19 protein-coding genes are annotated in these 18,835 nt (G+C 33.8%); 11 read left to right on the forward strand and 8 right to left on the reverse strand.

All coding sequences use genetic code 11. From position 1 onward, the window contains the following. The first annotated feature begins 363 nt into the window (after positions 1 to 363). The 3 genes from ACKI30_RS01405 (at position 364) to ACKI30_RS01415 (ending at position 2,580) form a co-directional block, all read left to right on the forward strand. Positions 364 to 582: a hypothetical protein gene (locus ACKI30_RS01405; RefSeq protein WP_407409241.1), complete on the forward strand. Its 219-nt coding sequence runs from the start codon at positions 364 to 366 to the stop codon at positions 580 to 582. Positions 583 to 832: 250 nt separating this feature from the next. After that, a complete protein-coding gene (locus ACKI30_RS01410; protein ID WP_407409243.1) occupies positions 833 to 1,426 on the forward strand; it encodes a stage II sporulation protein M in 594 nt (197 codons plus the stop codon). Between the two features lie 110 nt (positions 1,427 to 1,536). Further along, on the forward strand, positions 1,537 to 2,580 hold the full coding sequence (locus tag ACKI30_RS01415; RefSeq protein ID WP_407409245.1) for an acyltransferase: 1,044 nt from the start codon (positions 1,537 to 1,539) through the stop codon (positions 2,578 to 2,580). Here the strand turns inward: ACKI30_RS01415 and ACKI30_RS01420 are convergent, their stop codons facing one another. Beyond that, positions 2,581 to 3,441 (reverse strand): alpha/beta hydrolase, encoded by an 861-nt coding sequence (locus tag ACKI30_RS01420; RefSeq protein WP_407409247.1) that lies wholly within the window; start codon positions 3,439 to 3,441, stop codon positions 2,581 to 2,583. A gap of 171 nt (positions 3,442 to 3,612) precedes the next feature. Beyond that, positions 3,613 to 6,564, reverse strand: a complete 2,952-nt coding sequence (locus ACKI30_RS01425; protein WP_407409249.1) for an Ig-like domain repeat protein — start codon at positions 6,562 to 6,564, stop codon at positions 3,613 to 3,615. Between the two features lie 451 nt (positions 6,565 to 7,015). Here ACKI30_RS01425 and ACKI30_RS01430 point away from each other — a divergent pair, with 451 nt between their 5' ends. From ACKI30_RS01430 to ACKI30_RS01445, 4 genes are read left to right on the forward strand one after another with little or no spacing between them, the layout of a single operon-like run. Then, a complete protein-coding gene (locus ACKI30_RS01430) occupies positions 7,016 to 7,315 on the forward strand; it encodes an STAS domain-containing protein (RefSeq protein WP_407409251.1) in 300 nt (99 codons plus the stop codon). Beyond that, positions 7,312 to 7,689 carry an ATP-binding protein gene (locus ACKI30_RS01435; RefSeq protein WP_407409253.1) on the forward strand — a complete coding sequence of 126 codons (378 nt, stop codon included), beginning with the start codon at positions 7,312 to 7,314 and terminating at the stop codon, positions 7,687 to 7,689. The genes ACKI30_RS01430 and ACKI30_RS01435 overlap by 4 nt, the downstream gene beginning before the upstream one ends. Further along, on the forward strand, positions 7,689 to 9,590 hold the full coding sequence (locus ACKI30_RS01440; RefSeq protein ID WP_407409255.1) for a PP2C family protein-serine/threonine phosphatase: 1,902 nt from the start codon (positions 7,689 to 7,691) through the stop codon (positions 9,588 to 9,590). The genes ACKI30_RS01435 and ACKI30_RS01440 overlap by 1 nt, the downstream gene beginning before the upstream one ends. Continuing rightward, positions 9,583 to 10,215 carry a 4'-phosphopantetheinyl transferase family protein gene (locus tag ACKI30_RS01445; RefSeq protein WP_407409257.1) on the forward strand — a complete coding sequence of 211 codons (633 nt, stop codon included), beginning with the start codon at positions 9,583 to 9,585 and terminating at the stop codon, positions 10,213 to 10,215. Before ACKI30_RS01440 ends, ACKI30_RS01445 begins: the two co-directional genes overlap by 8 nt. Here ACKI30_RS01445 and ACKI30_RS01450 read toward each other — a convergent pair. Together ACKI30_RS01450 and ACKI30_RS01455 are read right to left on the reverse strand one after the other, a co-directional pair. Further along, positions 10,207 to 10,965 carry a DUF4013 domain-containing protein gene (locus ACKI30_RS01450; protein ID WP_407409259.1) on the reverse strand — a complete coding sequence of 253 codons (759 nt, stop codon included), beginning with the start codon at positions 10,963 to 10,965 and terminating at the stop codon, positions 10,207 to 10,209. The two genes, ACKI30_RS01445 and ACKI30_RS01450, sit on opposite strands and share 9 nt — an antisense overlap. Before the next feature lie 108 nt (positions 10,966 to 11,073). Beyond that, positions 11,074 to 12,090, reverse strand: a complete 1,017-nt coding sequence (locus tag ACKI30_RS01455) for a M24 family metallopeptidase (protein WP_407409261.1) — start codon at positions 12,088 to 12,090, stop codon at positions 11,074 to 11,076. 126 nt (positions 12,091 to 12,216) lie between these two features. Between ACKI30_RS01455 and ACKI30_RS01460 the strand changes: the two genes are divergently transcribed. The 4 genes from ACKI30_RS01460 to ACKI30_RS01475 are packed head-to-tail and all read left to right on the forward strand — an operon-like array spanning position 12,217 to position 15,718. Continuing rightward, a complete protein-coding gene (locus ACKI30_RS01460; protein WP_407409263.1) occupies positions 12,217 to 12,858 on the forward strand; it encodes a site-2 protease family protein in 642 nt (213 codons plus the stop codon). Between the two features lie 3 nt (positions 12,859 to 12,861). After that, the gene (locus tag ACKI30_RS01465; protein ID WP_407409265.1) at positions 12,862 to 14,055 is read left to right on the forward strand and encodes a YcaO-related McrA-glycine thioamidation protein; all 1,194 of its coding nucleotides are present in this window, start codon (positions 12,862 to 12,864) and stop codon (positions 14,053 to 14,055) included. Positions 14,056 to 14,060: 5 nt separating this feature from the next. Beyond that, positions 14,061 to 14,714: a TfuA-related McrA-glycine thioamidation protein gene (locus ACKI30_RS01470; protein WP_407409267.1), complete on the forward strand. Its 654-nt coding sequence runs from the start codon at positions 14,061 to 14,063 to the stop codon at positions 14,712 to 14,714. Then, the gene (locus ACKI30_RS01475; RefSeq protein WP_407409269.1) at positions 14,711 to 15,718 is read left to right on the forward strand and encodes a 7-cyano-7-deazaguanine synthase; all 1,008 of its coding nucleotides are present in this window, start codon (positions 14,711 to 14,713) and stop codon (positions 15,716 to 15,718) included. Before ACKI30_RS01470 ends, ACKI30_RS01475 begins: the two co-directional genes overlap by 4 nt. Before the next feature lie 27 nt (positions 15,719 to 15,745). Here ACKI30_RS01475 and ACKI30_RS01480 read toward each other — a convergent pair whose 3' ends face one another. From ACKI30_RS01480 to ACKI30_RS01495, 4 genes are read right to left on the reverse strand one after another with little or no spacing between them, the layout of a single operon-like run. Then, positions 15,746 to 16,204 (reverse strand): hypothetical protein, encoded by a 459-nt coding sequence (locus ACKI30_RS01480; RefSeq protein ID WP_407409271.1) that lies wholly within the window; start codon positions 16,202 to 16,204, stop codon positions 15,746 to 15,748. A gap of 10 nt (positions 16,205 to 16,214) precedes the next feature. Then, a complete protein-coding gene (locus ACKI30_RS01485) occupies positions 16,215 to 17,054 on the reverse strand; it encodes a CBS domain-containing protein (RefSeq protein ID WP_292739858.1) in 840 nt (279 codons plus the stop codon). A 42-nt stretch (positions 17,055 to 17,096) separates the two neighbouring features. Then, the gene (locus ACKI30_RS01490) at positions 17,097 to 17,519 is read right to left on the reverse strand and encodes a universal stress protein (RefSeq protein WP_292739957.1); all 423 of its coding nucleotides are present in this window, start codon (positions 17,517 to 17,519) and stop codon (positions 17,097 to 17,099) included. A 42-nt stretch (positions 17,520 to 17,561) separates the two neighbouring features. Further along, on the reverse strand, positions 17,562 to 18,716 hold the full coding sequence (locus ACKI30_RS01495; RefSeq protein ID WP_407409273.1) for an amidohydrolase family protein: 1,155 nt from the start codon (positions 18,714 to 18,716) through the stop codon (positions 17,562 to 17,564). Positions 18,717 to 18,835: the final 119 nt, after the last annotated feature.

An 18,835-nucleotide genomic window follows, 5' to 3' on the forward strand; every position in this document is an offset into this window, starting at 1 on the left:
ATGAATGAAACAATGAACCTCTGGGACAGGGGAGATAGCACGGTAATTCTACTCTCGTGGGAGAGTACCAGCCCGTGAAGTAAGAATCCTCGACTTCTACAAAGTCGAGGTAGTTCAATCATTCAACTGAACAATACCTCATATCTTTGCCATCATTGATTTTAAGGATATGAACAGACTAAAAAAAAGTTTTATATTCATATTGCCCCTAGAATTGTTTAAAATACTGGATAATACATTTTACATTTCTATACTATCAACAATATACAGTAAAACTAATGAACAAAATCCAAAAGACATGGTAAAATATATATTTACGTATACCTAAACTATAAAACAGCTATAAAACATGGAGGTGTTAATGTGGAAATGGACGCACTTGTAAATGCAATCCTCACATTTATAGTTCCAGGATTAGGCCAAGCAATTGAAGGATACAAACAAAGAGGAATAATATTATTTGTAATATTATTAGTGCTAATAGGAGTATTATTCTACTTTAACGTAGACCAAATTGCTCAACGCATCATATGTGGTGTTTACGGCCTTATTGCAGCATATGACGCATACAGATTATACTGATTTTGAGTAATCAACAATTACTCAAAAACTACTTTTTTATTTGAAACATGTTTGACACATCCTAAAAAAATAATTGAAGTTTCCAAACCTGTTGCTGTGAATCAAATATTGAACATCATGACAGTTTGATGCTGTAATCAGCAAATAGAATTCACAATACCCCTTGGTGAAAAACAACATTTTGTCTTCAAGAAACATTGCAATAACAAAATACTATAATTTTTATATTTCATTGAACAAAATATCTCATATGAAACTTATTGACCGTGAATTTTTCAATCGAAACAAAAAATTATTATTGATTGCTTTTATAATTGTATTCGGTTCTCTGATTGTCGGAAGTATTATAGGTTGTTTTGAAGCCGGTGACAGTTATGGAGAGATAAGTGAACTAATTGAATATGCACATGAACACAATATGCAATTCAACAGAAGTTTCGCCACAAGCAATACCGGCAGTTTGGAATATTTCATACATAATTTCAGCATAGACATTATGACAATGATTGGAGGAATATTGCTTTCAATCCCATCAATTTTTAACGTGCTAAACAGCAGTTATATAGCTGGCCAATATATTGGAAAAGATTTCATATTCGGAGCTGTGGCAACACTTCCTCACGGAATTATTGAATATTTAGCTACAGTTTTTGCACTTACAATTGCATTTATCATAACCCGCCGTGAAATCATCCTTATTAAAACAAAAAGTCTTGATGGAATTAAAACAGATTTGAAAGACATATTCATCCTACTGATATTGGACATAATATTTCTAGCTGTTGCAGGATTTATTGAAGCCAGCATCACTCCGGGAATAGTATCAGCAGTTTTCGGAATCTAAATAAATACACAAAAATTCAAAGTTGAAATATACATTGAACATTAAATTCTTGAAAAATTATATAATTAACTTTAAAGAAAAATATTTTTAACACGAATGGAGAAAATTTAATGAGTAAAAATAGAGTCGAATGGATTGATTTTGTACGTGCAATTGCAATATTAACCGTATTGTACATTCATGCAACTGACGGTATTTTCATAATATCTTCAGATTCAATCATGAATTTTACAATGTTTTCCAGAGTATTTAATTTTGCATCACTTTTTATTGGACGTATCGGAGTTCCATTCTTTTTAATGATTACAGGTTACTTATTATTGGACAGATCATATGACGACGAGCGTGTTCGTAAGTTTTGGAGCAAAAACTGTAAAGGACTGATTATTGTTACAGTCATCTGGGCAATAATCTATGCAATCAGCCTGCAATTCGTTGCTGTCGGATCCAACCAGGTCAATTTTGCAGAAGCAGGAAACTTGTTTTTCAGCCACATGTGGTATATGCCAATGATTATTGGAATGTATCTTTCAATGCCATTCGTGGCAAGTGCATTGGAACATTTTGACCCTAAAACAATTAATCAGGCAACAATAGTGTTTGCATTTTTAGCATTCCTATTGCCGTTCGTAACAGTTGTTCTTGCAATGCACGGCATTGAAAATGTCAATATCCAGTATTGTCTTGGATTCAGTGGTGGAGTATATGGTATTTACATCATTTTAGGATATCTGGTTAAAAAGAACTTGTTTAAAAAGTATTCATCTTCAAAAATGGGATTGCTTGCTATAGTATCATTCATAATATGTGTATTATTCCAGTACTACTCATTCATAAAAGGATATAATTTCTTCTTATGGTATGAGTTCCCATTCATATTAACCGGATCTTTTGCATTGTTTGAATTGTCATCCAGAATGGGCAAAGTAAGGGCATTTCCACTTGTCAGCTTTTTGTCAAAATACTCATTTGCAGTGTTTTTAGTTCACAACCTATTCAGATTACCATTGCTTCCAATGGTCGTTCAGCTACCATTCACAGAACCTGTAAAAGCAATTATTCTTTGGATTTTACTGATAATACTCAGTTATGTTGCAGTTGTTATCATCTATAGAATCCCAAGATTTGGAAAATATATTTTGTATATGAGATAATTAACCAATTATCTCTTTTTTAATTTCTTTAAATGCTTTTTTTGCTTCAGATGAAGGGAACAGAGGATAAATATGGAACAATCCCTCACCGATTATGAATCTGACATCAACGCCATCCTTTTTGAGATTACCAACATATTTTTCAATATCCTTGCAGAATATTTCATTGGTTCCTGCAAAAATTAGTGTTCTTGGCAAACCATCATTATCGCCATAAATTGGACTAACTCTATAATCTTTTGTATTCAAATCTCCTGCCCATGATTTGCCTATTTCCCTTAAACCTACTTCACCTAAAATAGGATCGTTTTCACTGTCATAAGGAGGATTGCTCATTGAAATGTCAACCCATGGAGAAAATGTTATGATTTTATCAGGCTGAGGCAGATTGATTGTTTTTAAATGCTGACAGAATGACAAAACAAAGCCTCCACCCGCAGAATCCCCCATCAAAATCAAATTGTTTTTGGAAGTAAGTGATTGATACAAATCTGTAATCAGGTCAAATGATTCCATTGCTTTATGCAAAGGAGCGAGAGGGTAAACGGGAAGAAGTACATGTGCATCCAATTTTCGTGAAAGCTTGAGGCCATATAACAAATGCTGATAATTTATTTCATTGACGTATGCTCCCCCATGCATGTATAAAATTGTATTTTTAGCATTTTCATCACCGAATGTGAAAACCTCAAGACCGCCAATATTCCTGCTTTTGAAAATGGTGTTCGGAATGTTATCAGATGATTTTGACTTTTCATCTAAAAACTCTTGAATTTTATCCATTGAGTCCATATAATCAGGTTTGGTGAAATTTAAAATAACCTCTTCTATTTTAGAAAAAAATGACCTTTTATCTGACATGTTTCAACCTTAAAAAAATAATATTCAAATATTTCAATCATTTATTTATTGTGATTGTCTACTATTTAAACCTAACACAGTTGAATAATCTATTTAATCAGATTTATTATCTTAATTTTCAATGATAAACTGAATTATGTTAAAAAAATAGAAAAAATAAGTTAAATTGAATTAACTTATTTTAATTGTTGCTTTTTTACTTATTGATTTGTAGTATGCATTGCCTGCAAATTTAACAGTTGCCTTGAAAGTACCTTTTTTGGTTAATTTTGTAATTTTAAAGGTTGCTTTACCTTTGCTGTTTGTTGTTGCCTTATATGTTTTTCCTTTAATCTTCAAGGTAACCTTTACTTTTTTAACTGCCTTTCCTTTGCTGTTTTTCAAGGTTATTGTGTACTTTTTAGTTTTTAAGGATTTTTTGAATTTCTTTGCACTGGCTGTAATTTTTGTTTTTTCCTTGTTGATAGTCACTTTAACGGTTTTGCTCAAAGTATTGTAGTTAACACTGCTGGTTTTAATAACCAGATTTCTTTTACCTGCTTTTGCGGTCTTGAGCATTTTTGAAGTTAATGAGACTGTTGCAACACCCTTGGAGTTTGTAGTGGCAGTAGCTACTTTCTTGCCGCTTAATGTGAATGTTACCTTAATTCCGGAAACCAGTTTATTGTTAATGTCTTTAACAGTAACATAGTATTTTCCACCATAGTTAATTACATATGCCTTATTGGCAGCGGAAATTTTCAAATTCTGTTTTAAAACGTTGAAAGTTACATTTTTACTTGAATTAGCATAGTTTTCACTGCCACAGAACCTGACTTCACAGACATAGGATCCGGCATTAAGATTAGGAATTTCAAATGTTACACTTCCATTGACAACATCTGCTGAATATTCGTTATTGCCGATGATTGCCAAGACAGTTCCCTCTTTAACTTCCTTGTCGTTGGATGAGACATTTACTGTAATTTTTACAATATCTCCATAAGTAACATCACTGATTTCAGGAATTAATTCGACAATGTAAAATGGCCTGAGTTTTTCTGAATCCACCCCATCAAATTCAATTGTAGCGTTTTCCTTTAATCTGATGTTATTTGTTCCCAAAGAAGCAACATTATCTTTAAATATTGAATTGTCAATTACAGTATTTCCGCAGCTAACTAATGCACCACCATCAGAAGCAGAATTGTTTTTAAAAGTGCTTCTGTCAATTTTTCCATTTCCATTGAAATAAACTGCACCGCCACCACGTGAAGCAGTGTTATTTATGAAGTTACAGTCAGTTATTTCACCACCATTGTAAATAAAAATTGAACCTCCATGGTTTTGCTTAGCAGAATTATCTGTGAAATTGCAGTCATTTAATTTTATATTATCAATGTAAATTGCGCCTCCGCCAAATTCTGCAACATTACCGTTGAAAATGGAATGCTTTATTGTTCCATTTTCATCTGAGTGAATTGCAGCACCGGTTCTTGCGGTATTTTCTGTGAAATTACAATAGCTCACATCACATATGCTGCCGTGAACGTATATTGATCCGCCTTCCTGTGCATGGTTGCGTTTAAAATTGGAATTTGAAATGCTTCCATTCATCCAAAAGCTAACTGCTCCTCCATCATAGCTTGCATAATTATTTGTGAAGTTAGATCCAGCAATTATTCCTGTTCCATTGAAGTAAATTGCTCCACCATACATTTTTGCAGAATTTTTTGAGAAATATGAATTGGAGACAGTTCCTTGGCCTGCAAAATAAGCTGCACCTGCACTATAGTTTGCAACATTGTTTGTGAAAATGGAATCTTTTATTGTTCCATTATCGTTGAAATAAACTGCACCACCATCACCAAATTCATCACTTATAGTGTTTCCGTCGAATTTACAATTTACAACTTCACCTATTTCATCAAAATAGATTGCACCGCCTGCTTCTGCACTATTATTGAGGAAAGTGACATCCTTAATTACTCCGGTTTTAGCGGCAATTGCGCCTCCAATCACAGCAGAGTTGCCAATGAATTCACCATTGAAAACCACATTTTCAAAACTTTCAAAGAAATTGACTCCCCCACCTGTGCTTGCACGGTTGTTAATGAAATCACTGTTGAAAGTTATATTGTGAGGAGTTTGCCTGTAGTTTACGCCCCCACCGGTTTTAGCAGCAGTGTTATTTACAAAGTCACATGCAAACGCACAGTTGGTTGACACATCCTTGAAAGTTATAGCACCACCATTTCCATTTATTTCATCAACTTGACCCAAAGCACTGTTATTTAGGAAATAACCTGCAAAGCTATTGTTATTTGTAGTGTTGTGGAAAAACATTGCTCCACCACATGATTTTGCAACATTAGATCTGAAATCACAATCGAATTTATTGTTGTTTGCCTTATTGTAAAAAAAGATTCCTCCACCATAAAATGCGAAATTGTCTCTTAAAACACCTTCAAAAACATTGCCATTAGCAGAGTTATAGAAAAATATTGCACCCCCACTGGCAGCGTTTGCACGATTGCTATAAAAATCAGCAGCAAATGTGTTACTTTCAGATTTTCCCCTAATGTATATTGCACCTGCTGCCCTTACAGCAGAATTGCCCTTGAACTGACCGTTTATTGTGCTATTGGTAGCTCCACCATAAAAGTATAATGCACCACCATTATTCGCGCTGTTATTAATGAATGTAGAGTTAATTTTGGAATTTGAAAATGCACTTGCAACATATACTGCACCACCGGATTTTCCTGCAGTATTATTGTAAAACTTTGAATCCAAAATGTTTAAACTATTTATTGTATAGATTGCACCACCATTTTCGGCAGCATGCCCGTTAACAAAATTAATATTTTTCAAAGTAACGTTTAGAGCTGTTATGTTAAATATCCTAACCTGTCCCGCACCATCAATTGTGTGGCCGCCACCATCAATTACAATATTGTCCTTGGTAATCCTGATTCCATCAACATAACTGGAATCGTTAGAACAATATACATAATCCTTTTTCAGTGTAAGATTTCCGCCTGTCGCAATATTGCTAATTTCATCATTCAAACCTGTGAAATTGCCTATTTCACCGGAATTTTGATCAATTTCCAATGTCGTTTTGTCATTCTGATTAATCATAACAATATCATCTGTTACATTTTCATGTGCACTCACTGCCGAAACGGAAAGTATGCAAATGAAAATTAAAAATAACAAAAACTTTTTATTCAATGTCTTTCCTCCAAAAATATTAATATTATTTTATGTTTATGCTTACATATAAATTTTTAAAAAAAGTTCAAAATGAATAAAATAATCTAAAAAATTATAATCAAATGTAAAGATAAGTATACAACTTATTACTTTCAATATTATCGGTCAAAACAAATTTAAACACTGCAAATTATAAAAATAAGAATAATTTTTAATTTTTGAAATTATTTCAAATGCTAAAATAAATTCTTTACATCAAACATTCCCAACTTCGCTGACACAAACAATAACCTGAGCATATCAATAATTTTAATTTAATAACATTTAACGAAAGTATTTAAAATTAAAAAAAACAATATAAAAATAGTGATTTGATATGGATATTGTGAAAAATTATAATGAAAAAGAATTAACAATTGAAGTTGGAGACCGCATTGACACCGTCACTGCGCCTGATTTTGAAAATGAAATCCTCGATGAAATGGGGAAATTCGATTCATTGATAATTGATTTTGCCAATTTAGAATACATTTCCAGTGCAGGTTTACGTGTCTTGATTGCAACACAAAAAAAATTGAAACCTGAAGACATTCCAATGACCATTAAAAACGTCAATGACACAATTAACGAAATATTCAGAATGTCTGGTTTTGATAAAATCTTAAAGATAGAATGAACTCAATTTCATTAAAACCGGAAATAAACGAATTATACACTTTAAATGAGTTTGTTTTAAATGAACTCGGAAAGGAAGACCTTAAAGTTAATTTGATTGTTGAAGAAATATTTGCCAATATTGTAAATTATTCACAGACTGATTATATCAAAGTTAATATCGAATTCGAAAACCAGATATTAACTATTGAATTTATTGACAATGGCATTGAATTCAATCCACTCAAAAAAGAAAACCCTGAAACTCCAGAAAATATTGAAGATGCTCAAATTGGAGGCATTGGAGTTTTATTTATAAAAGAAATAGCAGACGATTTATACTACAGCTACATCAATGGGGAAAACCATTTGAAAATTATTAAAAATGTGGAATAATGATTGATAAATTTAAAAAAATAATGATTCCATTTGTTATAATGTTAATTTTTAACTTGGGAACCTATTATTTAGCATATGGACAAAATTTTGGTGCGGGAGTGAGCCCTCACGTAGGGATACTTCTAGTTTCAGGACTAATTTTTGGACCTTACGGAGCAATCGGATCTGTAACAGCAAATTTATTATGTGATATTATAAGGGGTTATAAGCCTATGCTTGCAATAACCTCAGAAATAATCAGTTTTGGAGTGGCTTATTTAGCATATAAACTATGGTATGAAACTTACAAATCCAGAACAGAAATTTCAATGCCAAAATTAAACAACACCTCAAATGTACTTTTATTTTTTGGAATCATACTTATTTGCGGAGTTTTATACTCCGTACTACACGGAAAATTGTTTTACTTAATGTATCCCAGAGTAAGAACTATTATTCCACTTATTGAAGTCAGATACTTCCTAAATTTTATTAACTCATCATTAATATTTGGAATAAACGGAATCTGGATTTCTAATAAATTTAATTTTGCACATATCCCTAAAATATCAAAAAAGAAGTACAACAAAAAGTTATACCAAATACTTGGAAGTTTAATGATAATTTCATTAGTAATAACTTTGATTTTGGATTATAATCTCCAAATAAATGATTTCATCATTACAGCGGAATTTATAATACTCTGCTTAATAATGTTTATTTATTTATCAAAACCTATCAAAGGCAATATTGTTGAAAAAAATGAGAATTCCATTTCAGAAGACATAATGACCATTTTTCTCATAACAACATTAGTTATAATCTTGTTTGGAATTGTACTATCCAGTGACCACATATTAATTACCATCATGGATGATTTCCTCCCGTTAGATAAGACAGAAGTTATAATCATAATGATGATATTTATGGATATTCTGTTGCTCTTTTTCCTCATTCCATCCCTAACAGTTCTAAAATATGTTGAACGAAAAGTAATTGAACCGATTCTATCATTTGCGAAAATTGAAGAGTTCATACATGAAAATGAAAAAATAGAGTCTGAAAAGTTAGTGGACATATATTCCAACTATATTGCCGAAAAAACTGAAATTGGAACCCTTTCCAACTCATATATACAACTTATTAATTTTAATAACAATTATATTGAAAATATCAAGGAAATTGAAGGAGAAAAAGAACGTATTAAAACGGAACTCGAGATTGCAACCAGAATTCAGGCTGAAAACCTGCCAACAGAACCAATAACAAATGAAAATTATATAATTGACGGTTATTCAAAACCTGCAAAAGAAGTTGGAGGGGACTTCTTTGATTATTATGAATTGGATAATGAACATTTAGCTATCATCATTGGTGATGCGTCAGGGAAAGGTGTTCCTGCGGCGATCCTTGCAATGATTACACAAGTGATGATAAAACAACTCCTAAAACACGACAAAGACCCTTCAAGAATTTTATACTTATTGAATAATCAATTGGGAGAAAATAATTCTGAAGCAATGTTTATGACATTATGGCTTGGAATTTATAACAAAACAACAAATAAATTAATATTCTCAAATGGAGGCCATAACCCTCCATTAATAAGAGAAAATGATAAATTCGAATATTTAAATATGGACCCAGGAATAGTTTTAGGAATTTTGGAAGATTACGAGTTCAAAAATGAAGAAATAATTTTATCCGATGAACTGGTGATATATACCGATGGAATTACTGACGCAAACAATTGCGAAAAGGAAATGTATGGGGAAAAAAGATTATTGGACTTCTTTAATGATTTTAAAAACGAAAATAATCCAATCAAACCACTGTTAAATGACATCAATAACTTCACCGGAGATGAAGAGCAGTTTGATGACATGACATTACTATATTTGAAGGTCAAAGATGATTAAATTAGCATATTGTGACGTTAGCAACTTAGATTTGGATAAAGCATATGAATCATTGCCTGAAAACAGGAAAGAAAAAGTTAAGCATTTTCGATTTGAAAAAGATAAAAAGCTCAGTGCAGGAGCGTATTTGCTTTTAGATAAACTGCTAAAAGAAGAAAACATAACCGAACCCGTCTTCAAAACCGGCAAATACGGTAAGGCATACATATCCAACTTCGAAGACATTCATTTTAATCTAAGCCATTCGGGAAAATTGGTTTCCTGTGCCATATCCGATGCTGAAGTTGGGGTTGATGTTGAATTTAATGATCCTTCAATTGATTTGGACATAGCCAAGCACTACTTCTACAATAGCGAATATGAAAGCATTATGAACTCAGAAAAACCATCTGATGAATTCTTCAAGTATTGGGTTTTAAAGGAAAGTTACATGAAGTACACCGGGCTGGGATTTTACTTGGATTTAGACAGCTTTGAAATACTCCTCAATGAAAAAATTAGGCTTAAAAATGATAAAAATAATCTTAAATTCAGTTTATTCAATGTTGATGAATACAAAATGGCTGTCTGCTCAAAGTATAGTGTAGACAAATATTTCACATTCTCAGCAAATGAATTACTCTGATTTTACAGCTATTACTTCACTATAAATCCCACCAATACCTAAAAACTGGGTTGCAAATGCAAATAAAAACAGAACAGTGTTCCACACATAATTTAAGAAAATATCTGGAATGACTATATACCCAAGAGATAAAAAAACAACAATTGAAACAATCATAATAGTATACTCTTTTGCATAATGCTTCCATCCAATCAAATCAATATCCCTTTTAATATCCAATAAATTAAAAGCAGATAATATCCTGCCAGTATAGGCAAGCCTTGCCAATCCTATTTCCATGAAGAATGCCAAAATATAAAATAAGATAGCACCAACAACAAAAAAAATTAATGAATCAACAGGACTGTGTGAAAACACTAACTTCACGGTGTGAGGAATATTCAATAACAGCTCTTCCAATTCAAAATCTGGAAAATGCAATGGAGAAGAAATACCATGCATTACAAACCCTTGAACAGAAATATAAACAATAAAAACAATTGTTGATTTGATTCCCAAATCAAGAACGTCTTTAATAATTATTTTTGGTAATCTGACACCGCCTTTAATTCTATCACGAGTAATTAACATCCCATAACCATAAATGAGAAAAGCCATTAATACAACAACTAACAACACCAAATACCCATTAGGATTTTTATAATAATCCTGAATATAATTTAATAATACGAATAACGCCAAAATCAAAATAAAAAATGGCATGTTATATGTGCAATAATCCCAAACTTCTCTCATCATATTCCATGGCATAATTACTCCTCAACAATAATATCTTTAAAAATGAAATAATAAACTTAACGAAATGAAAAAAAGTAAGAACATGCTCCATTTCATCAACTTAAAACATTCCAACCGTCATCAGTCAATATTCAACGGCAAATCGCCAATGACATCAGCCTTCTTAGAAATGCTTACAGTATCTTCAAGGCGAACTCCAAATTCCCCTTCCAAATAAATTCCAGGTTCCACTGTAATGACCATGCCCTCTTCAACTAATGACTCATCACGGGGAGAAAATCCAGGAGTTTCATGAATATCAAGTCCCAAGCTGTGACCGGTTGAGTGTATAAATCTTTCCCCGCATCCATACTCAGAGATAATATCACGTGCAACCTTATCAACTTCGCAGCATTTCATTCCAGGTTTAATAGCTTTAATTGCCTTGTCATGTGCTTCAGCGACAATGTCCCAGATTTCCTGCTGGCGTTCAGTGTAAACCATGGTACGGGTATTGTCAGAGCAATAGCCTTCAAAAATACAACCCCAATCAATCAGTATGGGTTGAGATAATTTCTTTGCCTCAGGAATTGCATGAGGAAGGCTTGATGATGGACCACTTGTGACAATTGTATCGAATGATTCTTTTGAAGCCCCATTTTCAATCATGTAACGAACAAGATCAAATGCGACTTCCTTTTCAGAGCTATTATTGTTCAGGATATCCAACTGCAGGAATGATTTTTGGGCAATTTCAGTTGCTTTAGCAATTTTTTCAATTTCTTCAGGTGTTTTTATCATTCTTTGCTTGTCAATGTATGTTTTGGCATCAATTTTAAAGTCATCTTGGAAGCGGACAAAAGTGCTGAAAGGCAATGTAGGTTCGATGGCCAGACTTTTGATTCCGTCGTCCTTTAGCTCTTTTATCATCACGTCATATGACTCATATTCCTTCACTTCAATTGAAGAGGTATTTTTAGCCAGTTCCATATCCATTCCAGAAGCATAGATGATAGGACTGTCCTTTATCACGCAAAATGCAAAGCTGGTTGGCTTATACCCAGAGATATATTCTACATTGGTAAATCCAGTTAATAAATAAGCTTGAAAATCATCTTTTTTTAAATCTTTTAAAATGTTATCAATATGTAAGTCCATGTTAAATAATTTAGAAAAGGTATTATAAATAAAATTAGTAATTGAAAAAGAAAAAATCCAATTTAAATCATGATTTGAATTGAAAAAAGATAATTTTATTAAAGTCAAAATAGATATTTTAAGATTATGTTTAAATTTACAAGTAGTGAAATAAGAGATTTAATAATCGCATTTATCGTTATTTCTCTTTGTTTTGCAATAGTAAATGGTGGAAGAGATACAAATGCAGTCCTTTCCATATTGCCGATAGTCATGGTCGGTGTAGGCGCAGGTTTCATCCTACACGAACTTGGACACAAATTCGTTTCAATGAAATACGGATACTGGGCGGAATTTAAGTTATGGCCTCAAGGATTGATATTCGCACTTGTCACATCATTTTTCGGATTCGTATTTGCGGCACCGGGTGCTGTTTATACCTATGCAAACTACATGACTGATGAAATTAACGGTAAAATATCAATTGCAGGACCTATTGTCAATATCATACTCGCACTGGTCTTTTTAGCAATAGCTACAGCAGTTTATCCATCAGCATTCCATTCTGGAAATTCACTTTTAATATTCCTCATCTGTTCTGTAGGATACTCAATCAACAGTTTCCTTGCTGTCTTCAATATGTTGCCTATAGGAAACCTGGACGGATCTAAAGTGTTGGACTGGAATTTTGGAATCTGGATTGTCACAATTGCAATTGCCGGAGTATTGACATTGATGTCAATGACAATGGGCGTTGAAAACATAGTTAGAATGATTTTAGGATTTTAAAAAATGAGTGAAGAAATTACATACTTTAAGGGAACCCATAGGGTAATAGCTCCAAAAAGGACTATTGAGATTAATGAAGACAAGCTTAAAACTGCGGGAATAACCCGTATTGCAGACATTACCGATTTGGACAGAATCGGCCTTCCAATTTACACTGCAATCAGACCTACCGCCGAAGAGGGCGGAGTCAGCATTTACGGTGGAAAGGGAATTACAAAAGACCATGCAAAGGCATCTGCAATGATGGAGGGTTTTGAAAGATATTCCGCTGAAAGACAAAGCAGCGATGAAAGCATAATCTCAACTTTAGGCGCCATTGACAACAGCATTGACCCCAAATCACTGAATCTGCCAAAAGAACTTGAAAGGACAGATATTGGAGATTGGAAGCTGGAGTGGAGCATTGCACATGACATAATTTCAGATGAAGATTATTATGTTCCGACAAATGCAGTTTATCACCCTTATAATCCTAAAGACAATGCAAAAACTTTATTCAAATCAAATACCAATGGACTTGCCTCCGGAAACATATTAGAAGAGGCAATATTGCACGGAATGTTTGAGGTTATTGAAAGGGACGCATGGAGCATCTTCGAGCTGACCCATAAAAACTACTCACAAATCAACCTGAATTCCATTGAAAGTGACGTCATCAATGACATTCTGGATAAATTTGAAAGTGAAGGAATAAAAATCAAGCTAATGGACTTTACAGCAGACATTAAGGTTCCGACAATAGCTGCTTCCGCAGACGATACAGTTACAAGGGATGCGGGACTGCTGACATTGGGAATTGGAACACATCTTGACCCTGAAGTTGCAATCCTCAGGGCGCTGACTGAAGTGGCTCAAAGCAGGGCAACCCAAATCAACGGTGCCCGTGAAGATACCGTTAGAGCAGATTTTGCCCGTGAAGCAGGATATGAACGTATGAAAAGAATAAACAAGTTCTATTTCAGACAGGAAGATGAGCAAATTTCACTTTCAGACATTGAAAATAAGAGTACTGCTTCAATTACAAAAGATATTGAAATCGTTAAAAATGAACTGATGGCAAATGACATAGAAAAAATATTATACGTGGATTTGACACGTCCGGAGCTTGACGTTAGTGTTGTTCGCGTAATCATTCCTGAAATGGAAATGTATGCAATTGACCAAAGCCGTGCAGGCTATAGATTCCTGAAAGTCTGATTAATATGGTAAAAGTTATAATTTACACAGGATTATCACTTCCTTTTGATGAAGCAAGAGAAATTTTGGACAGCTCCGAAGGCATTGAAGTAATTTATAAAAGACCCATCAAAAGAGGAGACCTGTCCCTGGCTTTAAGAGAAAATCCAGACATCATTGGAATAATAGACGGCGTGTTTCACCAAAGCTCAGCCGTTGGACATAAGGAAATTCTTAACGTGATGAAAAGAGGAGTTAAAGTTTATGGAGCTTCAAGTATGGGTGCTCTTAGGGCATCTGAGCTTGACACATTGGGAATGACTGGAATAGGATATGTTTACAGTCAGTATGCCAGCGGCGAAGTTGATTCCGATGATGATGTTGCAGTGATGCTAGACTCCGAAACACTGGAAGCCCTTTCCGAACCGCTGATTAACATGAAATATGTTTTCACAAATGCAGTGGCCGAAAATATCATTACTGAAGAAGAAAAAGAGGAATTGCTCGCCATTGCCAAACAGACATTCTACCCTAAACGGAATTATGCTCAAACATTAACCCAATCAAGTTTGGATGACGATACCAAAAACAGCCTAATCGATTTCATTCGCGAATCTGCAGACATTAAAAAAGAAGACGCAAAAGATCTTCTCAAAACCATCAAAGAAGAGATACAATGAATCTTGATGATAAAATCAATATCGTGAAGGATATTCTGAAAGATAAAAAAGTCGCCATTGGTTTTTCAGGCGGCGCTGATTCTACTTTTATAGCTTACATATCATCCAAGGTTGCCAAAGATACCCTCGCAATAACTATAGACAATCATCTGATGCCGACAGGTTTTATCGAACATGCGCAAAGAGTTGCGGACCTGTTCAATATCAGACATGAAGTCATCGACATCGATTTTTATGAGGATGAAGAGTTTCTCAAAAACAACTCAAAAAGATGTTATAATTGCAGGAACCTGATGTATGGGCAAATTAAAAAAGCTGCTGCAGAGAATGGATTTGATTATGTCTGTGATGGAAACAACATCAGCGACTTCATATCCGACAGGCCAGGAATCCTAATTACTTATGAAAAAGAATTTAAAACACCACTTATTGAAGCCAGATTATCATCAAAAGAGATCCACGACTATCTGGATAGCAACAATATCCCCTATTCAAAGTCAACAACATGCCTTGCAACAAGAATCCCGACAAACACGCCTACATCCAGGGAAAAAATTGAGATGATAAGAAATTGTGAAGACTACATCTACAATAACACCGGCTGTGAAATAGTGAAAGTTAGATATTTTGAAGAAATTGGTATATGTGAAGTGGATAACATCGATGAGATTACATCACACAATAAATTTAAACAAATACATGATGAATTAAAACACCAAGGATTTAAAAAAGTAGCTTTAAATTTATCACCAATTCAAGATAATGACATGATTGAACTTGACTATGCAGACGGCGGATTTTCATATAAGCTTCCCTACACCATAAATCTTGAAAAAACAAAATCAGTTCTTGAAAGTGTTGATGAAAACACTGAATGTGAACTTAAAACCGATAACATCACCATCAACAGGAATGGTCTGATAAAAGGAGACAATTTCAAAAATTATGAAAGCGCCTTAGACAAATTTATGGAAATATTATCTAAAATCAGAAGAAATATCTAAAAAAAAATAATTAAAACCTATTAAAACTCATTTTTTCATTTCTTGATATTTTTTCAATACAATATCTGGAGTTTCAATAGTTTTTTCAAATGTTTTTACAAACTCATTGGACTCGTGATCTTCACTAGATTTTGCCAGACCGTTGAGTATCAACTGTTTCCCATCAATTTTAAAACCAGTTTCATCTGCAGCCACCTCAATCAAATTTATTTCAAGAGAAGTTGCATTTTCCAACTCATCATCAGCCTTAACCTCATATTTGATTTTCAAATTTTTATGAGGCATGAGCTCATTTATAGTTCTTTTTATTACTGATTCAAAAAGTTCAAGGAATTTTACAACAGGCGGCAAGTTATTAGCCCACCAGTAAGCGATTACAGAATTAAGAACTATTTCGTGTTCGACAAAATCATCATATAATCTTGCACGAACACCAACAGCACTATCATCAACTGTTTTAATCACTAAAACAGGACTAACAGCCATTATATCACAGTTATTCTACTAATGCTTTGATCAAATCACTAGCTCTTACAAGACCGACTAAATCTCCTTCAACACCGATTACAGGAATCTGTTCAATGTTTAAGGATTTCATTTTCTTAGCACAGTCTGAAACTTTGGTTTTAGAGTTAGCTACTTCCACATTTCCAACTGCAACATCACTGACAACCTTGTCTGTGAATTTCAAATGGTTTTTCTCGATGTATAATACGGAAGTACTATCCCAAGACCATTTGTCTCCTTCAGTACCGACAGTGGAACTGTGCTCACTTCTTTCGGAAATAATTTCAATTTCGGAAATGAAATCTGTTTCAGTTAAAATACCTGATAATTTAGCATCATCATCTAAAGCTAAAACTGATTTTAAACCAAACTGATTCATAGTTTCGAAAGCAACATTCAATGGAGCTTTTTCCCAAGTAGTTGGAACTGTAGTAATCATATAATTTTCAACTGCATCGTCAATGTCGATTTTGGTTAATGCTTTTGATACTAAATCGAAAGATGTGATGATTCCAACAAGTTCCCCATCGTCGTTTACAACAGGAACCCTTCTCACATCATTTTCAATCATTTTGCGAGCTGCATCAACAACATCGTCACCAGGATTTACTGTGACTAAGTCTCTGCTCATCAACATTGCAATTTGTTCTTCATCAGGATTATTAATTAAATCAGAACGAGTTACTAGTCCTACTAAAATATCAGTATCTTCTTTAACTACAGGAAGCACTGCTTTGTTTTCTTTTCTCATTAAGTCTAAAACTTTTTCTCTGTTACCTGGTACGGAAACACTTACTACATTTTTAGACATTGTTCTTTTAACTAACATAAAAACACCTTTTTTAACAAATATAAAAATAAAAAATGATAATTAATGGACTACAAGTACTGCGCATTTGGCTGAATTAACAACCTTATCTGCCACACTACCCATAATAAACCTATCGAAACCAGATTTACCTGAACTACCCATCACTATTAAATCAATATCTTCTTCCACTGCAACTTCCAAAATACATTTTGCAGGAGAACCTTCTTTAATTACATGGGACACTTTTATATCATCCACATTTAATTTGTCAAATTCCGCAAGATTCTCTTCTGATCTCTCTTTTAAGACTTGATTTAACTGGTATACTTCATCATCCAATGGAAGTCCGTTAACAAAATTGTTTTCTGTGACACTCACAGCAACTATTTCAGCTCCACTAACACCTGCCAAGTATAAGGCGTGTTTTTGAGCTTTTTTTGCAAATTCTGACCCATCTGTAGGGACCAATATTTTCTTATACATCATTAACATCTCCCATAATATATAGATTTACTATCCATGATATTATACAATACATTTTTTATTAATGATATATAATATATTTTTCGTTTCACTGCGATTGCATATATTAAGGTAAGGATTTTTAGAAAAAGATTTGAATATTGCAAATTCTGCAAAATTTCCCTCACCAATCACGGATTTTTGAACAATTTCATTAATTTTATGGGTGCAAATGTTTGTTGTTGCCATTTGCAGCAATTGTCTAGGGTCGATATATGACCTATAATAAACCGACATCAATTTTAAGCTGAATTCCAACTCCCTGAGCATATTCGGTGAGTTAAGCATTACGTTGTCTGTTCCAAGCAACGGCTTCATTCCACGCTCCAGCATTTCATTTAATCTGCAAACCCCGACATTCAAGGTTGCGTTTGCCCTCGGACATACAACAACATTTGAAGATGAATTTGACACCAGCTCCAGGTCATTGCGTTTTGGGTTGGTGAGATGAACCAGTTGGGAGAAATTATTTTTTACGCCCTTTTCTATTTCTGTTTTATTGAAGCTGTTCAATGATTCTATCTGATTGGATTCTGATTCCGCCACATGGATTGATGATATTTTTGATTGCTTTTCACACTCATCAACAATCAGCCTTGCCACGTCTTCAGTTATCTCGCCAAAACCGCTTGGCGCAATACCGTCTGCAATTTTCAAGATTTTGCGAATGGCTGTTCTGACTTTGCCCAAGTCCGGATCATCACCGTAAAAACTGTCATCACGGCCTAAAATAATTGGATTTATTGGAATGTCCTTGCTGGCTTTCTTTAAAAGTTTGATTCCATCAATTCCTCCTTCGCGATAGTCAATGAAATGGGTGGTTCCTGAGCGGACCATATCCCACATTGATTGGCTCATGGCATCAATCAGCTCATCGTCGGTTGCATTGGCCAGTGCCCTATGCTTCACCCCATTCGGAGGCTTTACCATTTCGCTTAATGACAGGGAGTATCCTTCATCTTTAATTATGGAATCGCCAATGTGCATATGGCCATTGATAAATGAAGGGCAAACCACCGCACCTTCAACATCAATAATCCTGCCTTCACTTGATTCTTTTGAGATTTCAATGATTTTGCCATCTTCTACAACGATGTTTTCTCGGGATGGAACTAAATCTTGACCTTTTAAAATGATTCCATTAGCTATAGTAAACATTAAAGTAGAATCTAATTTTTTTTATTAAAATAATTTTTCATTAACTATATTTAATTGAAAAAAATAATATTACATAAGTATTGGTTTAAGTGAAAATACCTTAAATTATTGCTTCGTTT

The sequence above is a fragment of the Methanobrevibacter sp. genome (genome assembly GCF_045539575.1).
In the GTDB taxonomy this organism is placed as follows: Archaea; Methanobacteriota; Methanobacteria; order Methanobacteriales; family Methanobacteriaceae; genus Methanocatella.

Excerpts from the sequence above, each read along its gene's own strand:
- ACKI30_RS01430 (WP_407409251.1), top strand. The coding sequence starts at position 7,016 with ATGGATATTGTGAAAAATTATAATGAAAAAGAATTAACAATTGAAGTT.
- ACKI30_RS01435 (WP_407409253.1), top strand. The coding sequence starts at position 7,312 with ATGAACTCAATTTCATTAAAACCGGAAATAAACGAATTATACACTTTA.
- ACKI30_RS01420 (WP_407409247.1), bottom strand. The coding sequence starts at position 3,441 with ATGTCAGATAAAAGGTCATTTTTTTCTAAAATAGAAGAGGTTATTTTA.
- ACKI30_RS01415 (WP_407409245.1), top strand. The coding sequence starts at position 1,537 with ATGAGTAAAAATAGAGTCGAATGGATTGATTTTGTACGTGCAATTGCA.
- ACKI30_RS01440 (WP_407409255.1), top strand. The coding sequence starts at position 7,689 with ATGATTGATAAATTTAAAAAAATAATGATTCCATTTGTTATAATGTTA.
- ACKI30_RS01485 (WP_292739858.1), bottom strand. The coding sequence starts at position 17,054 with ATGTTAGTTAAAAGAACAATGTCTAAAAATGTAGTAAGTGTTTCCGTA.
- ACKI30_RS01445 (WP_407409257.1), top strand. The coding sequence starts at position 9,583 with ATGATTAAATTAGCATATTGTGACGTTAGCAACTTAGATTTGGATAAA.
- ACKI30_RS01455 (WP_407409261.1), bottom strand. The coding sequence starts at position 12,090 with ATGGACTTACATATTGATAACATTTTAAAAGATTTAAAAAAAGATGAT.
- ACKI30_RS01460 (WP_407409263.1), top strand. The coding sequence starts at position 12,217 with ATGTTTAAATTTACAAGTAGTGAAATAAGAGATTTAATAATCGCATTT.
- ACKI30_RS01480 (WP_407409271.1), bottom strand. The coding sequence starts at position 16,204 with ATGGCTGTTAGTCCTGTTTTAGTGATTAAAACAGTTGATGATAGTGCT.
- ACKI30_RS01495 (WP_407409273.1), bottom strand. The coding sequence starts at position 18,716 with ATGTTTACTATAGCTAATGGAATCATTTTAAAAGGTCAAGATTTAGTT.
- ACKI30_RS01425 (WP_407409249.1), bottom strand. The coding sequence starts at position 6,564 with ATGATTAATCAGAATGACAAAACGACATTGGAAATTGATCAAAATTCC.
- ACKI30_RS01465 (WP_407409265.1), top strand. The coding sequence starts at position 12,862 with ATGAGTGAAGAAATTACATACTTTAAGGGAACCCATAGGGTAATAGCT.
- ACKI30_RS01470 (WP_407409267.1), top strand. The coding sequence starts at position 14,061 with ATGGTAAAAGTTATAATTTACACAGGATTATCACTTCCTTTTGATGAA.
- ACKI30_RS01490 (WP_292739957.1), bottom strand. The coding sequence starts at position 17,519 with ATGTATAAGAAAATATTGGTCCCTACAGATGGGTCAGAATTTGCAAAA.
- ACKI30_RS01450 (WP_407409259.1), bottom strand. The coding sequence starts at position 10,965 with ATGCCATGGAATATGATGAGAGAAGTTTGGGATTATTGCACATATAAC.
- ACKI30_RS01410 (WP_407409243.1), top strand. The coding sequence starts at position 833 with ATGAAACTTATTGACCGTGAATTTTTCAATCGAAACAAAAAATTATTA.
- ACKI30_RS01475 (WP_407409269.1), top strand. The coding sequence starts at position 14,711 with ATGAATCTTGATGATAAAATCAATATCGTGAAGGATATTCTGAAAGAT.